The organism is Streptosporangium sp. NPDC002721 (genome assembly GCF_042888905.1).
Classification (GTDB): domain Bacteria; phylum Actinomycetota; class Actinomycetes; order Streptosporangiales; family Streptosporangiaceae; genus Streptosporangium.
The window spans coordinates 273748-287647 of the sequence record NZ_JBIAQI010000013.1; the positions used below are offsets into that span (position 1 = coordinate 273748).

At 70.0% G+C, this 13900-nt stretch carries 14 protein-coding genes; 7 read left to right on the top strand and 7 right to left on the bottom strand.

Features of this window, described 5'->3' with window-relative positions:
• Window positions 1-39: 39 nt before the first annotated feature.
• From ACFYWM_RS20745 to ACFYWM_RS20760, 4 genes are all read right to left on the bottom strand, one after another.
• Window positions 40-594: an HD family hydrolase gene (locus tag ACFYWM_RS20745; RefSeq protein ID WP_389917013.1), complete on the bottom strand. Its 555-nt coding sequence runs from the start codon at window positions 592-594 to the stop codon at window positions 40-42.
• Between the two features lie 101 nt (window positions 595-695).
• Window positions 696-2861 carry a molybdopterin-dependent oxidoreductase gene (locus ACFYWM_RS20750; protein ID WP_389916983.1) on the bottom strand — a complete coding sequence of 722 codons (2166 nt, stop codon included), beginning with the start codon at window positions 2859-2861 and terminating at the stop codon, window positions 696-698.
• A 106-nt stretch (window positions 2862-2967) separates the two neighbouring features.
• Entirely contained in the window at window positions 2968-3780 is an 813-nt protein-coding gene (locus ACFYWM_RS20755) for a hypothetical protein (RefSeq protein WP_389916985.1), read from the bottom strand.
• The gene (locus ACFYWM_RS20760) at window positions 3764-4024 is read right to left on the bottom strand and encodes a hypothetical protein (protein WP_389916987.1); all 261 of its coding nucleotides are present in this window, start codon (window positions 4022-4024) and stop codon (window positions 3764-3766) included. Before ACFYWM_RS20760 ends, ACFYWM_RS20755 begins: the two co-directional genes overlap by 17 nt.
• A gap of 467 nt (window positions 4025-4491) precedes the next feature.
• Here ACFYWM_RS20760 and ACFYWM_RS20765 point away from each other — a divergent pair, with 467 nt between their 5' ends.
• From ACFYWM_RS20765 to ACFYWM_RS20775, 3 genes are all read left to right on the top strand, one after another.
• Window positions 4492-5355 (top strand): helix-turn-helix domain-containing protein, encoded by an 864-nt coding sequence (locus ACFYWM_RS20765; protein ID WP_389916989.1) that lies wholly within the window; start codon window positions 4492-4494, stop codon window positions 5353-5355.
• 46 nt (window positions 5356-5401) lie between these two features.
• The gene (locus ACFYWM_RS20770) at window positions 5402-5608 is read left to right on the top strand and encodes a DUF397 domain-containing protein (protein ID WP_389916991.1); all 207 of its coding nucleotides are present in this window, start codon (window positions 5402-5404) and stop codon (window positions 5606-5608) included.
• 269 nt (window positions 5609-5877) lie between these two features.
• Window positions 5878-6060 carry a DUF397 domain-containing protein gene (locus tag ACFYWM_RS20775; protein WP_389917015.1) on the top strand — a complete coding sequence of 61 codons (183 nt, stop codon included), beginning with the start codon at window positions 5878-5880 and terminating at the stop codon, window positions 6058-6060.
• 218 nt (window positions 6061-6278) lie between these two features.
• Here ACFYWM_RS20775 and ACFYWM_RS20780 read toward each other — a convergent pair whose 3' ends face one another.
• Window positions 6279-7736, bottom strand: a complete 1458-nt coding sequence (locus tag ACFYWM_RS20780) for a catalase (protein ID WP_389916993.1) — start codon at window positions 7734-7736, stop codon at window positions 6279-6281.
• Entirely contained in the window at window positions 7733-8179 is a 447-nt protein-coding gene (locus ACFYWM_RS20785) for a Fur family transcriptional regulator (RefSeq protein WP_389916995.1), read from the bottom strand. Before ACFYWM_RS20785 ends, ACFYWM_RS20780 begins: the two co-directional genes overlap by 4 nt.
• 124 nt (window positions 8180-8303) lie before the next feature.
• Between ACFYWM_RS20785 and ACFYWM_RS20790 the strand changes: the two genes are divergently transcribed.
• Genes ACFYWM_RS20790 through ACFYWM_RS20800 form a run of 3 tightly spaced genes read left to right on the top strand, consistent with a single transcriptional unit; the run spans window position 8304 to window position 12133 of the window.
• Window positions 8304-9410, top strand: a complete 1107-nt coding sequence (locus tag ACFYWM_RS20790; RefSeq protein WP_389916997.1) for a CapA family protein — start codon at window positions 8304-8306, stop codon at window positions 9408-9410.
• Between the two features lie 29 nt (window positions 9411-9439).
• On the top strand, window positions 9440-11440 hold the full coding sequence (locus ACFYWM_RS20795) for an SDR family oxidoreductase (protein ID WP_389916999.1): 2001 nt from the start codon (window positions 9440-9442) through the stop codon (window positions 11438-11440).
• A gap of 45 nt (window positions 11441-11485) precedes the next feature.
• A complete protein-coding gene (locus ACFYWM_RS20800; RefSeq protein WP_386154687.1) occupies window positions 11486-12133 on the top strand; it encodes a TetR/AcrR family transcriptional regulator in 648 nt (215 codons plus the stop codon).
• Between the two features lie 24 nt (window positions 12134-12157).
• Here the strand turns inward: ACFYWM_RS20800 and ACFYWM_RS20805 are convergent, their stop codons facing one another.
• On the bottom strand, window positions 12158-12931 hold the full coding sequence (locus ACFYWM_RS20805; protein ID WP_389917001.1) for a hypothetical protein: 774 nt from the start codon (window positions 12929-12931) through the stop codon (window positions 12158-12160).
• Window positions 12932-13133: 202 nt separating this feature from the next.
• Here ACFYWM_RS20805 and ACFYWM_RS20810 point away from each other — a divergent pair, with 202 nt between their 5' ends.
• Complete coding sequence (locus ACFYWM_RS20810; RefSeq protein ID WP_389917003.1) at window positions 13134-13640, top strand: tetratricopeptide repeat protein; 507 nt, start codon at window positions 13134-13136, stop codon at window positions 13638-13640.
• The last annotated feature ends 260 nt before the right edge of the window (window positions 13641-13900 follow it).

Genomic DNA, 13900 nt, shown 5'->3' on the forward strand with positions numbered 1-13900 from the left:
CCCCCTTCTCAACCCATAGGGACCTACCCGAGAACGGTGTTATGCACGCGCCAAATGCCCCCGGCTGACGGACAGGGCGATGATTTCGGTGGCGTAGGCGCCCAGTGTCGCCGATCCCTCCTCGATGATCTTCACTTTTTCCAGCACCTGCTCGGCGGTCACCTTGTACAGCGACCAGGTGCCGCCCTCGTTGTGGTGGTTCGCCATGATGGGCGCGATCCGGTCGAGGGCCTTGGCGAACCTGGCCTCCGGCGTCCTGCGTTCCTCGAACTCGTCCCAGAGCTCGCGCAACCGCTCGGCCTGGTCGCAGGGGAGCAGCCCGAAGATCCGGTCGGCGGCCCTGCGCTCGATGGCGGGCTGGGCCTCGACGGCCGAGGCGTCGTAGATGAACGTGTCTCCCGCGTCGATCTCGACGATGTCGTGGACGAGCAGCATCGCGACGACCCTGTCGAGATCGGTGCCGGGTGGTGCGTGTTCGGCCAGGACCATCGCCAGCATGCCCACGTACCAGGAGTGCTCGGCGTCGTTCTCCCGCCGCGACCCGTCCATGAGGGTGTTGCGGCGGACGATGCGTCTGAGCTTGTCGATCTCCATGGCGAAGGTGAGCTGAGCGTGCAGACGGTCCAGTGCTGGAGGGGTGGTCACGCGCGCAAGCCTAATGCGCGTCGATCCCGCTTTTCCGAGCGATCATGGGATCACGCCCGGCCGAGGGTGACCGGAACCCCGTTGAACACGGCGTTTCCCGAGGGCGCGTCCACGACGGAATCGTCTGTCAGCGTGTTCGCGTTCACCCCCGCGTGCTTGGCGGCCACCGGCTGCGAGGTGCCCGAGTGCCCCCACCCGTGGGGCAGGCTCACCACCCCCGGCATGATCGTGTCGGTCGGCTCCAGCGGCACGACCAGCTCGCCCGCGGCCGAGCGCACCACGGCGCGCTCGCCCAGCCCGAGCCTGCTCACGTCGTCCGGGTTGATCTGCAGGGTGCACCGGTTGGTCCCGCCGACCAGCGGTTCCACGTTGTGCAGCCAGCTGTTGTTGGACCGCAGGTGCCGCCGTCCGATCAGCACGATCTCCGCGGGCGGGACGGCGAGCCGCCCGCGCAGCCGCGCGGCGTCCTCGACCAGCCGCGCCGGCGCCAGCTCCACCCGCCCCGAGGCCGTACGGATGATCTCCCCCAGCCGGGGCTCCAGCGGGCCCAGGTCGATGCCGTGCGGGTTCGCCAGCAGGGTGGCCAGGGAGAGCCCGTACGGGCCGAGCCTGAGCATGGCGTCCAGCCGCCTCTCGGCTCCGCTGGAGCCGTCCAGGGACGCGCGCAGCTCGGCCGGGTCCACGCCCTCCACCGGGGAGCCGGGCGTCTCGACGGCCCTGCGGAGCGTCCGGTCGAGGATCAGCTCGTCGAGCGCGGCCGGATCGGCGTCCGCGCCCTGTCCGGAGGCGATCATCGTCAGCCGCGCCATGATCTCGGCCTCCGAGGGGCGCCCCGGCTCCAGCGGCAGGATCGGCGGGGAGAACCTCGCGTAGTTGCGGACCGCGAAGGCCAGCAGCGACAGGTCGTAGTGCGGCGACTGCGTCACGCGCGGCGGCGGCAGGATGACGTTCGCGTGCCGGGTGGTCTCGTTCAGGTACGGGTCCACGCAGACCATGAACTCCAGGTCGCGGAAGGCCCGGTCCAGCCGGGGCCCGCCCGGCGCCGACAGCACCGGGTTGCCGGCCACCGTGACCAGCCCCCTGACCTGCCCCTCACCCGGCGTCTCGATCTCGTCGGCGAGGGTGGCCACCGGGATCTCGCCGTTCGCCTCCGGCAGCCCCCGGACGCGGCTGTGCCAGCGTCCCGTGGTGTACGGCTTGCTCCGGCGGCCGTTCTCCACGGCGGGCTTCGCGAACATGACCCCGCCGGGACGGTCGAAGTTGCCGGTCAGGACGTTGACGACGTCGACCAGCCACTGCGCGACGGTGCCGAACTCGGCGGTGCAGGTGCCGATGCGGGCGTAGACGGCGGCCGTCGGGGCCGCGGCCAGCTCGCGCGCCAGCCGTACGATCTCCCCGGCGGGCACCCCGCACATCGGGGCCACCACCTCGGGGGCGAAGTCCTCCGCCAGCCGCCGCACCTCCTCCAGCCCGTTGACCTCGACGCCGATCGAGGTGAGGTCCTCGGCGAGGAGGGTGTGGACGATGCCGAACAGCAGGTAGGCGTCCGTACCCGGCCGGACGAACAGGTGCTCGTCGGCGAGGGCGGCGGTACGGGTGCGGCGCGGGTCGACGACCACGAGCTTGCCGCCGCGCCCGCGCAGCGCCTTGAGGCGGCCGGGGAAGTCGGGGGCGGTGCAGAGCGAGCCGTTGGACTCCAGCGGGTTGGCGCCGAGCATCAGCAGGTAGTCGGTGCGGTCCAGGTCGGGCACCGCGATGGCCAGCGGGTCACCGAGCATCAGGCCGCAGGAGACGTGCTTGGGCATCTGGTCGGCGGTGCTCGCGGAGAAGACGTTGCGGGTGCCGAGGGCGCGGATCAGCGCCCCGCCGTACAGGGCGCCGACCATGGAGTGGGCGTTCGGGTTGCCGAGGTAGACGGCGAGCGACTGGCGGCCGTGAGCGTCGATCACGCCCGCGAGGCCCTCCGCGACGGTGCGGAACGCCTCGTCCCAGGACGCCTCGCGCCACTCGCCGCCCGTCCGGATCATCGGGACGCGCAGCCGGTCCGGGTCCTCGTCGAGGTGTCCCAGGGTGGCGCCCTTGGGACAGATGAACCCCTTGGAGAAGGGGTCGTCCGGGTCACCCTTGACCGAGGTGACGTGCCCGGTGTCGTCGAGGGTGAGCCGGAGGCCGCAGACGGCCTCGCAGAGGGGGCAGGTCCGGTGCGCTGTTCTCATCGGCACTCCTGAGTTCGGCGAGTGGACTCATCATGGCCGTCGTCAGGGTCATGGGGAAGCCCCGGAGCGCGATCTCCGGGACCTCCCGCCGCGCGTCCCTCCGGATTCACGCGGCCTGTCGCCGCCGTTCGGGAAGCCCGCCGGACTCGGGGAACTCACGGGGCTCGGGAAACCCGCCAGGTTCGGGGAACTCACCGGCCTCGGGCAACTCAAGCTCGGGAAGCTCTCCTGACAGGGGGAGCGGGGCGGCGAACCTCCCCGCCGGGCGCGTGCCGGTGATCCCCTCCTCCGTCTCCACGGGCCGGTCCTCCGTCTCCACGGGCCGGTCGGCTCGCAGGCTCACCCAGCTCGTCCGCCCGTAGAGCCGGTCGAGACCCACCGGCGGGCCGGTGGCCTCGTCCCGCCTGACGATCTCGACGGTGAGCAGGTTCGCCCATTCGCCGTGCCGGGAGACCACGGCGTCGCGGGCGCAGCACGCCGCCGCGATCCCGGCGGAGAAGGCGTCGAAGTCCTCGGCGCAGGTCCCGGCCCTGGCGAGGACGAGCGCCTTCTCCCCGGCCGCGGAGGGGGTGATCCACAGGATCAGCGGCAACCGGCCCGAGCGGGTGTGTATCCCGGCCTCCTCGCACGCCCTCCGGATGCGGTGCCGGGAGAACAGGCACCACGCGTGTGCCGTCACCCATCTCCTCCAGAAGCCGGAGGCGACGAGGACACCGGCGGTGCAGGCCAGAACGAGAAACGGCCACCGGTCGCCCTCTCCGAGCGAGAGGACCACGGTGACCAGGAGGAACGAGACGGTGGTGAGCAGGATCGTCTCCGTTCGCCAGCGCCACAGCCGGACGAGGAGACCCGCCCCGCCGGGAGGCCGGCCGCCGTAGCCGCAGTGACGGCCGTGGCGGAGGTCACGCCGCGACGTCACCACCCACCCCCTCGTCGCGGACCGGCGCCAGGGCGAGCGCGGGAGCGGCGGTCCGCTCGGCCTTGAGGAGGTCGAACCGGGGGTCGCGGTAGTGCCTGGTCCCGAACCCGGTCCTGGTCACGGTCCAGCCGAGCCGGTAGGCCCATTCGTCCTGGTCCATATAGAGCTCTCGGTCGGTCACATAGATCAGATCGAGGATGAAGGTCTTGATTCCATGAGTTCTGTTGGTACGGTGGAAGGACATAGGAGACTCCTTTCGTGGCTTTGACGCGGAGTTCTTGTGCCAACCGGGTCGGTGGCCGCCGGCCCGGTGTTTTTTGCGCCGGACAAAGGCGCTCTCTTTGATGCGTGCGACGCTGGGCCGTCGCCGGCCGATTTACGTGCTCCCCCTGCTGGCCTCCCCGCGTCAACTCCGTTTCGTCGAAGACGGCACCGTTGCCGGACAACCGCGTGCCCGCCCCGCACCACGTGGCTCATGAAGGCACTCGAAGACGCCCTTCCGGATGATCACCGGCGGGCCCCCCGATCTTTCGAGAACCTTCCTGTTCTGATAGTCGCTCAGCATAGATTTGGCTGCAAGACTTGCCGTAAGGAAAAAGGCAATAATGTTCCACACATGCACTGCAAGCATCTGTGTAATTTGCACTATCATTCGTCAGGTCCCTGTTGAGGCCGTGACGCACGCCCATCCGTCATGGTGAGGAGGTCGTGATGCCGCAACGTGGCAGTCCAGCACTCCGTCGGCGTCGGCTGGGTCTGGAGTTACGCAGGCTTCGCGAAGGACTTCACCTGACCGGTGACGAGGTGTCCGAGCGCCTGCGGTGGTCGACCGCCAAGGTCAGCCGGATCGAGACCGCCAAGACGCTGGCCAGCGAGGTCGACGTCGAGGTTCTCGCCGACCTCTACGAGGTCGACGAGTCCCTGCGGGAGGTTCTCGTCACGCTGCGGCGCGACGCCGCTCGGAAGGGGTGGTGGGAGAGATATCGCGGTTCCGTGCCCGATGACTACATCACGCTCATCGGGATGGAGGCGGAGGCCACCGTGGCGCGAAACTGGGAACCCCAGATCGTGCCCGGCCTTCTCCAGACGGAGGGTTACGTCCTGGGCGTTCACAACGCGAACCAGGAGTCCAGCCTGCTTCCACCGAGCTGGATCCAGGACCGGGTCGAGATACGGCTGGCGCGGCAGCGCACGCTGCTGCACGAGGCCGATCCGCTGACCCATGTGAGCGTGTTGCACGAATCCGTGCTGAAGAACCAGTACGGCGACGACCCTCGCGTCATGCGGGACCAGCTCGTGCACCTGATCGAGGTCTCGGAGCTGGAGCACGTGGATATGAGAGTTCTTCCCCAGGACGTTCCGCCGCCGGTGTCCACCGGGGCGTTCCTGCACCTGACGTTTCCCGATTTCCAGGACGTCGTCTACGAGGAGCTTCTTCCCGGAGGACGATTTGTCGAGGACGTGGAAATGGTCTACCAGTACGAGCGCGCCTTTGGTTACCTGATGGAACGGGCCCTCGACGAGACGGCATCACAGGAGATCATCAAAAAAACAATCAAGTACTGGGACAGGTAGCGAGACATTGTTCCCGCCGCCTGTTCCGTTATTTCCGGGAAGAATAATGAGCGCGAACAATCACAACGATGTGATCTGGAAGAAGAGCGCCCTGAGCGCCGCCAGCGGCAACTGTGTCGAGGTGGCGAGGTTGGGCGAGGAGCGGGTCGGGGTGCGTGACAGCAAGGACCGCTCCGGTCCCGTTCTCACCTTCGCTTCCGGTGCGTGGGACTCCTTCGTCGGGGGGGTGAAGGAAGGGGAGTTCGACATCTAGCGGGAAGCGGCCCCGGCACTCACGCAAGAGAACAAGAGCCGCCCCGCAGTGGTTAACGCGTTTTCATCGCTTCCGCCCCACCGGATGGATTGGGCCCACCGGTTGAGCAGGGAAGAATCATCGCACACCGGAAGAGCGGTCAGGATACGGTGTTCTATCCGGCCATGCTTAATACCTTGCAAGTTCTTCGTCACGCCTTCATCCTTAAGGTGCCTTATGGTCCCCCGTGGGAGAAGGGGTGAGTTGTGTCTGATATTGACCTGTCCAGAGTGGTATGGCGGAAAAGTCGGCAGAGCGGAACCAACGGTAACTGTGTCGAGGTGGCTCACCTGCCCGGACGGGGATTCGCGGTCAGGGACAGCAAGGACAGGGGCGGAGCGGTGCTGGTCTTCGGCCGGCCGGGGTGGACCGCGTTCGTCGCGGCGGTGAAGGGCGAAGCCCTCGACCTCTGAGCGGCCGTCCTTCCAGGACCGGGGGCTTGCCCGACGACGGGACAGCCCCCTTTCGTGTGTCCAGGCACTGTCCGGAGACTGTCCGGAGACTGTTCGGGGACGACCGGGGACGCCGAAAAAACCGGGAAAAACCGGGGAAAACCGGTGAAAGCCGCAGGACAGCCGTACGGCCCGCACCTCCGAGGAGACGCGAGCCGTACGAGGAGAAGAAGGTGTGATTACCCGGCGGCGACGCCGAGGCCCTGGGCGACGCCCTGGCCGAGGTCCTTGTGGACGTTCGTCCAGTACTCGACGACGCGCTTCTTCATCTCGGCGGTGACCTCCGGGGCGGAGGCGTGGCCGACGACGTTGCTCACCAGGTGGGAGCGGTCGGTGTCGGACAGCACGTTCTCCCACAGCGCGCGGGGCTGGACGAAGTCGTCGTCCTCGCGGTGCAGGGTGTAGGCGGAACGGAGGATCTCACCGGTCACCTGGTAGTGCTCGCCCTCGTACAGCGCCGGGTCGGCCACCGGGCCGCCGACGCTGTTGGGGGCGTAGACGGGGTCGCCCGGGTTGTCGAAGCGCATCTGGCCGTCCTTGTTGTAACTGTGGACGGGAGCCTTCGGCGCGTTGATCGGCAGCTGCTGGTAGTTGACGCCGATGCGGTAGCGGTGGGCGTCCGGGTAGGAGAACAGCCGGCCCTGGAGCATCTTGTCCGGGGACGGGCCGATGCCCGGCACCAGGTTGGACGGCTCGAAGCTCGACTGCTCGACCTCGGCGAAGTAGTTCGCCGGGTTGCGGTTCAGCGTGAACCTGCCGATCGTGATCTCGGGGTAGTCGGAGTGCGGCCACACCTTGGTCAGGTCGAACGGGTTGAACCGGTAGTCGGCGGCGGCCTCGAACGGCATGACCTGGACGTTCACCGTCCAGGACGGGTGGTCGCCGCTCGCGATCGCGGTGTGCAGGTCGCGGATGTGGAAGTCGGCGTCCTGCGCGATGACCGCGCCGGCCTCGGCGTCGGTGAAGTTCTTCACGCCCTGGTCGGTCTTGAAGTGGTACTTGACCCAGAACTTCTCGCCGGCGGCGTTGTACCAGAGGAAGGTGTGCGAGCCGAAGCCGTGCATGTGGCGCCAGGACGCCGGGGTGCCGCGGTCGGTCATCAGGAACGTCACCTGGTGGGCGCTCTCCGGCGAGAGCGTCCAGAAGTCCCACTGCATGTTGTGGTCGCGCAGGTTGGTGTCGGCGCGGCGCTTCTGGCTGTGGATGAAGTCGGAGAACTTCTGCGGGTCGCGGATGAAGAAGATGGGCGTGTTGTTGCCGACGAGGTCGTAGTTGCCCTCCTCGGTGTAGAACTTCAGCGCGAAGCCGCGCGGGTCGCGCTGGGTGTCGGGGCTGCCGAGCTCGCCCGCGACCGAGGAGAAGCGGATGAAGAGCGGGGTCTCCTTGCCCTTGGCGAACAGGCCCGCCTTGGTGAACTGGCTGACGTCCTCGGTGATCCGGAGGATGCCGTGCGCGCCGCCGCCCTTGGCGTGGACGACCCGCTCGGGCACGCGCTCCCGGTTGAAGTGGGCCATCTTCTGGATCAGGTAGTGGTCCTGCAGCAGCAGGGGCCCGTTCGGGCCCACCGACAGGGAGTGCTCGTCGCTCGGCGCGGCGATTCCCGCGTCGGTGGTGGTGGTGATGGGCCTGGTGCTCATAGCGGGTCCTCCGGGGGTTCTCTTCGTCGAGTGTCTTCGGAACGACAGCCGGGGCACGTACCCCAAAAGATCACGTCCGCCTCGTCGATCAGGTATCCGGCGTCGGAGACCGGGTCGAGGCAGGGCGCGTGGCCGACGGCGCAGTCGACGTCGGTGACCTTCCCGCACCGGCGGCAGACGAGGTGGTGGTGGTTGTCACCGATCCGCGTCTCGTACCGGGCGGGACTGCCCGCGGGTTCCAGCCGCCGGAGGAGCCCGGCCCCGTGCAACGCGTGCAACGAGTCGTAGACGGCCTGCAGGGAGACCTGGCCGACGCGGCTCCGCACACCGTGATGGACGGCGTCCACGTCGAGGTGGTCGCCCTCCCGCACGGTCCGCATGATCGCCAGCCGGGCCGCGGTCACCCGCAGACCCGCCTGCCGGAGCCGGTCCTCGTCCTCCATGACCACACCGTACGACCTAAAGCTGAATGATTCAAGTTAACGACTTTCTCCAGTCTTAATGAAACAAATCTGGTGGGGCGAGTTGTGACACAGGCGGTGGGGGAGATGGCATCCTCGAATACCGATGGACACGTACACAGCTCGCCGCCTCGCCCTGGCCGCCGCGATCACCGCCTCAGCCGTGCTCCTCGCGGCCTGCTCCGCCGCCGAGTCGGCCGCCCCCGAATCGACCCCCGACATCGTGGAGAGGCCCACCGAACCGGCCGAGGCCACCCCCACGCCGGAGCGCAGGCCGTACACCATCTCCTTCGGCGGTGACGTGCACTTCGAGGGCGTGCTGCGCACCCGGCTGAACGCCGACCCGAAGACCGCGCTCGGCCCGATCGCCAGGGTGCTCAAGCGCTCCGACCTGGCGATGGTCAACCTGGAGACCGCGATCACCACCGGCGGCACCCCCGCCCCCGGCAAGCAGTACACCTTCCGTGCCCCGGCGGCGGCGCTCACCGCGCTGAAGGCGTCCGGGGTGGACGTCGCCTCGCTGGCGAACAACCACGGCATGGACTACATGCAGAGCGGGCTGAAGGACTCCCTCGCCGCCATCAAACGTTCCAAGTTCCCCGTCGTGGGCGTGGGCAGGAACGAGGCCGAGGCGTACAAGCCCTGGCGGACGACCGTGAACGGCAACCGCGTCGCCATCATCGGCGCGACCCAGGTGCTGGACGCGGAGTTCGTCCAGGCGTGGACGGCCTCCGGTGACCAGGGCGGTCTCGCCTCGGCCAAGGACGAGGCGCGGCTGATCCAGGAGGTGCGCAGGGCGCGCAAGAACTCCGACACCGTCATCGTCCACCTGCACTGGGGCACCGAGCTGCAGAAGTGTCCCAACGAGGCGCAGCGCGGCCTGGCGCCCAAGCTGGTCGCGGCCGGGGCGGACGTCGTCGTCGGCGGCCACGCGCACATCCTGCTCGGCGCCGGATACCTGAAGAACAGCTACGTCAGCTACGGCCTGGGCAACTTCGTCTTCTACAACTGGGGCCCCGACACCGGCAGGACCGGCGTGCTCACCCTGACGATCAACGGCCGCAAGGTGCTCAAGGACCAGTGGACCCCGGCCACCATCCAGGGCGGGGTGCCGATCCCGCTCACCGGCACCGGGCGGCAGCAGGCCATCACGGGCTGGAAGGCGCTGCGCGGCTGCACCGGCCTGGCCGCCAGGCCCGGCCAGTCGGGATAGTTCCGGAAGAGCGTGGGCGGGAGGCAGTGATGCGGTGGGTGGAGTCCGGCGACGTCCGGCTGGCGCTGTTCGAGCAGGGCGACCCCGCGTCCCCGACCGTCGTGCTCGTGCACGGCTACCCCGACACCCACCGGGTCTGGGACGAGGTCGCCGCGCTGCTGGAGGACCGCTTCCACGTGGTCCGCTACGACGTCCGGGGCGCCGGGCTCTCCGACGCCCCGCGCACCACCGAGGGCTACGGCTACGACCACCTGGCCGCCGACCTGACCGCGGTCCTTGACGCGGTGGGCAAGCCCGGGGTGCACCTCGTGGGACACGACTGGGGTTCCATCCAGGGCTGGAGGTTGATCGGCAGGCCGGGCATCGAGGAGCGGATCCTCTCCTTCACCTCCGTCGGCGGCCCGCACCTGGAGAAGGCCGCGCATTTCGTACGGCACGGCGGGCGGCGCGAGGTCGCCGGGCAGCTCCTGCGGTCCTGGTACATCGGCGCCTTCCAGGTGCCCGTCGTCCCCGAGCTCGTGCTGCGCGCCGTGCTGCCGCGCTTGATGCGCCGGTCGGTGGGCGCGCCGGCGCGGCCGGGACACCCGGCGGAGACCCTCGTCAGGGACGGCCTGAACGGTCTCGGCCTCTACCGTGCCAACATGCTGACCGGCCGCGGCGCGTCGCCCACCGCACCTGCGCCCGCGTCCGTGCCCGGGCCCCCATTCGGGACTACGCCCGCGTCCGTGTCCGGGCCCGCGTCCGGGACTACGCCCGCGTCCGTGTCCGGGCCCGCGTCCGGGACTGCGCCCGCGTCCGGGACTGCGCCCGCGTCCGGGACTGCGCCCGCGTCCGGGACTGCGCCCGCGTCCGGGACTACGCCCGCGTCCGTGTCCGGGCCCGCACCTGAAACCGCGTCCGCACCTAAAACCGGGTCCGAGACTGGGTCCGCGCCGCGAATGCCCGTCCAGCTGGTCGAGGCCACCGAGGATCCGTTCGTCTCCCCCGCCCTGCTCGCCTCGGCGCACCGCTGGGCGCCCCGGCTGTGGCACCGCCGCGTCCCCGCGGGCCACTGGGTGCAGCGCAGCCACCCCGGTGTGCTCGCCCGCATGATCGCCGAGTTCGCCGAGCACGTCGAGGGAGCGCCGCCCTCTGCGGAGCTGCGCAGGGACCGGCCCGGTGAGCGCGGGCCCTTCGACGGACGGCTGGTGGTGGTCACCGGCGCGGGCGGCGGGATCGGCCGGGCCACCGCCCGTGCCTTCGCCGCGCACGGCGCCGAGGTGGTCTGCGCGGACATCGACCTCGACGCCGCGCGCCGCACCGCGGAGGGCATCACCCTCACCGCGGAGAGGGGCGCACGGAGCGGGGGCGCGGCGCACGCCCACCGGGTGGACGTCGCGGACGCCGAGGGGATGGAGGAGTTCGCCCGGCTGGTCAGGGACCGGTACGGCGTGCCCGACATCGTGGTCAACAACGCGGGGATCGCGGTGGCGGGCCCGTTCCTGGACCACACGGTCGACGACTGGCGGCGGACCCTGGACGTGAACCTGTGGGGTGTCATCCACGGCTGCCGCCTGTTCGCCGCCCAGATGGCCGAGCGCGGCCAGGGCGGTCACATCGTGAACGTGGCCTCGCTCGCCGCCTTCCTCCCCAACAGGCTGCTGCCCGCGTACTCGACGTCGAAGGCGGCCGTGAAGATGCTCGGCGACTGCCTGCGCGCCGAGCTCGCCGGACAGGGGATCGGGGTCTCCACGATCTGCCCCGGGTTCGTCTCCACCGCGATCGCGCGGAACGCCACCTACGTCGGGGACCTCGCCGAGGTCGCGGGGGAGCCCGCGGGCAGGGCGCTGGCCGCGCGCGGGTACCCACCCGAGCGGGTGGCCGCGCACATCCTGCGCGCCGTTCACCGCGACCTGCCCGTCGTCGCGGTGAACGCGGAGGGCAAGATCGGTTACGCCCTCTCGCGGGTCTCCCCGGCGCTCACCCGCCGCCTGGCCGGGCTCGTCCGGCTCACCGGGGGATCACCGGGGGTGGAGAAATCTCGCGATTGACGAATAAGCGCTGACCCCGGCCTGTCAGAGGGGCAAGATGGTGGGGTGTCCACCATCTCCTGCGAGGAGCCGGGTGAGGCTCCACTACGCCGTCAACCCACCCAACGACGAAGCGCGCGACGTGTCGAGCGGATGCTCGACGCGTGTGCCGACCTGCTGGACGAGATCGGTTACGACGCGCTCTCCACCACGAGGATCGCCGAGCGCGCGGGGGTCGCGATCGGTTCGGTCTACCAGTTCTTCCCCGACAAGCGTGCCCTCACCCAGGCGGTGACCCGGCGCCACGTGGAGGGGTTCGTCTCCCGGATCGGCAGGCGCTTCCTGCTCGAGGACTACGCGGGCTGGTGGGACGCGGTCGACGCGATCATCGACGAGTACGTGGAGATGCACCGGACCGTGCCGGGGTTCCGGTCCCTGCACTTCGGCGACGTCGTCGACCTCAACCTGCTCGACCCCGGGTCCGAGAACAACACGGTGATCGCCGGACGGCTGCGCGGCCTTCTGCTGCAGGAGTACGGGCTGGCCGACAGCGAGGAGTTCGACCTGGCCATCCTCGTCGCGGTGGAGGCCGGTGACGCCGTCCTCAAGCTGGCCTTCCGGCGCGATCCGAACGGCGCCCCGGAGATCGTGGCCGAGGCCAAGCGCCTGATCCGCGGCTACCTGAACCGCCAGTTCGCCCGCGTCTCGGCCTGAGAGACGCGGCCGGGGGACCGGTTGTCAGTTCGCCCGTGTCCTGACCTGGGGAGGGCCGAAGTCCGCGCGCGTCTCGGTCTTCGCCCCTGTCTCGGTCAGGGGAGGACCGGCGGGAAGATCCTGGACGCGGGAAGCGTCGATGTCCTCCGGAGCGCTCCCGGTGCCGGTCGCGTCCGGCAGGGTGAACGTGTGCTCCTCCCGAGCCTCGCCCTCCCCATGCGGCCTGCCCCGGCGTTCGAGCTGGGACCACCGCTCCACGGGGGCGGCGTCGCCGGTCGTCCCGGCTTCGAGGGGCCCCTGCGCCGTCAGCCCCTGCACTCCGGGCTCCGGCGCGTCCTGCCATGACGGTCTCGGGCCTCCCACGTCCGGTCCCCAGGTGTCCGGTCCTCGCGCGTCCCATCGCCGGGTGTTCTGGCCGTGGGCGACGTGCCGCTCGACGTGCCTTCGCGCGTGCGGTCGCCTCTCGCGCGCCCGTTCCGCGCTCGCCACCGGCACCGGCACGACCGTCGCGGGGTCGGACGACCGGGTCCCCTGCCCGTCGCGGGACCTCGCGGAGGGGTCGCAGGCCTCGCGGCCGGACGAGATGATCGGCTGGAGCCGCCGGTCCCGGGAGGTTCGCTCCAGCTTCCTGATCCGGGCGGCGAGCCTCTCGGCGCGGATCCGGCTCTCCAGGGTGAGCAGCTCCCGGTGGGCCTGCCCGATCGCCTCCATCTTGACCGACAGGTATCCGGCGGACCCCGGAACGATCACCGAGAAGGACAGGAGGAGCATCAACGTGAACGATGTCTGCCTGGACATGCCCATCGCGGCTCCTCCCCGTGACACCCTCCTCTAGCAGGACTCGTCGCTCATATGCCCGTTTTGCTGAGGAAAAACGCGTAGCGTAACCGTAGGTTTGCCCAAGGTAAGGTGGCCAATACCTGCCGTTGGCCGTACGCGGTCGAGCGTCGCTCGGTACTCTCGCGATGTGGCGCATGTGACACGTGAGCAACTTGATCGATTGCTTGAGCAGGCACTTCTGGCCGACGATCACGAAGACCTGGCCCGGCGACTAGAAGCCCTGGTCGAGGCGTACGCGTCCGGCGACATATCACGGGCGGCGATCCTCGTGCTCGCCGCCGAGGAGTGGCGGCAGGCCGGGCAACCCGCCCGGGCTCTCGACTGCTTCCAGCGGGCGATGGACGACGGCGGCGAGGTGAGCGTCGACCCCCGGGCCGGGATCGCCGACACCCTCTTCGAGCTCGAACGGCCGGACGAGGCGAGGGAGGTGATCGCGGCGATCCGCGCCGCCGGTGACGTCACCGCGGTCACCGGCCTCATGGTCGCCGAGACCCTCGTCGCCTACGGTGACCTCGGGGAGGCCCATCAGTGGGCCACCGAGGGGGCGCACCGGGCGGTGGCGGGCAGCGGCGAGCACATCGCCCTGCTCAGGACCCGCTACCGGATCCGCGTCGACCTCGGGCTTCCCGAGGACGAGCTCGACGCCCTCCTGGACGCCTCGCACTGACGGCACCCCGCCGCCCCGCGTACGCGGCAGGGGCCCCGAAGGCCGCGCTCCGGGCGTCGAGGGCCACCCCGCCGCCTCGCGTACGCGACAGGGGAGGGCCGTGCCCCGTGAGGCACGGCCCTCCCCTGTGACGGCTCCACGGTGGGGCCGGCCCCCCGCCCCCCCCCCCCCCCCTTCCCCCCCCCCCCCCCCTCGTGGAAAGAACGAAGAGGGGGGAGACCGACCGGAGGTGACGCCAAGAGGAGGGGGGGGGGGGGCGC

Excerpts from the sequence above, each read along its gene's own strand:
- ACFYWM_RS20745 (WP_389917013.1), bottom strand. The coding sequence starts at position 594 with ATGGAGATCGACAAGCTCAGACGCATCGTCCGCCGCAACACCCTCATG.
- ACFYWM_RS20750 (WP_389916983.1), bottom strand. The coding sequence starts at position 2,861 with ATGAGAACAGCGCACCGGACCTGCCCCCTCTGCGAGGCCGTCTGCGGC.
- ACFYWM_RS20760 (WP_389916987.1), bottom strand. The coding sequence starts at position 4,024 with ATGTCCTTCCACCGTACCAACAGAACTCATGGAATCAAGACCTTCATC.
- ACFYWM_RS20765 (WP_389916989.1), top strand. The coding sequence starts at position 4,492 with ATGCCGCAACGTGGCAGTCCAGCACTCCGTCGGCGTCGGCTGGGTCTG.
- ACFYWM_RS20770 (WP_389916991.1), top strand. The coding sequence starts at position 5,402 with ATGAGCGCGAACAATCACAACGATGTGATCTGGAAGAAGAGCGCCCTG.
- ACFYWM_RS20780 (WP_389916993.1), bottom strand. The coding sequence starts at position 7,736 with ATGAGCACCAGGCCCATCACCACCACCACCGACGCGGGAATCGCCGCG.
- ACFYWM_RS20785 (WP_389916995.1), bottom strand. The coding sequence starts at position 8,179 with ATGGAGGACGAGGACCGGCTCCGGCAGGCGGGTCTGCGGGTGACCGCG.
- ACFYWM_RS20790 (WP_389916997.1), top strand. The coding sequence starts at position 8,304 with ATGGACACGTACACAGCTCGCCGCCTCGCCCTGGCCGCCGCGATCACC.
- ACFYWM_RS20795 (WP_389916999.1), top strand. The coding sequence starts at position 9,440 with ATGCGGTGGGTGGAGTCCGGCGACGTCCGGCTGGCGCTGTTCGAGCAG.
- ACFYWM_RS20805 (WP_389917001.1), bottom strand. The coding sequence starts at position 12,931 with ATGTCCAGGCAGACATCGTTCACGTTGATGCTCCTCCTGTCCTTCTCG.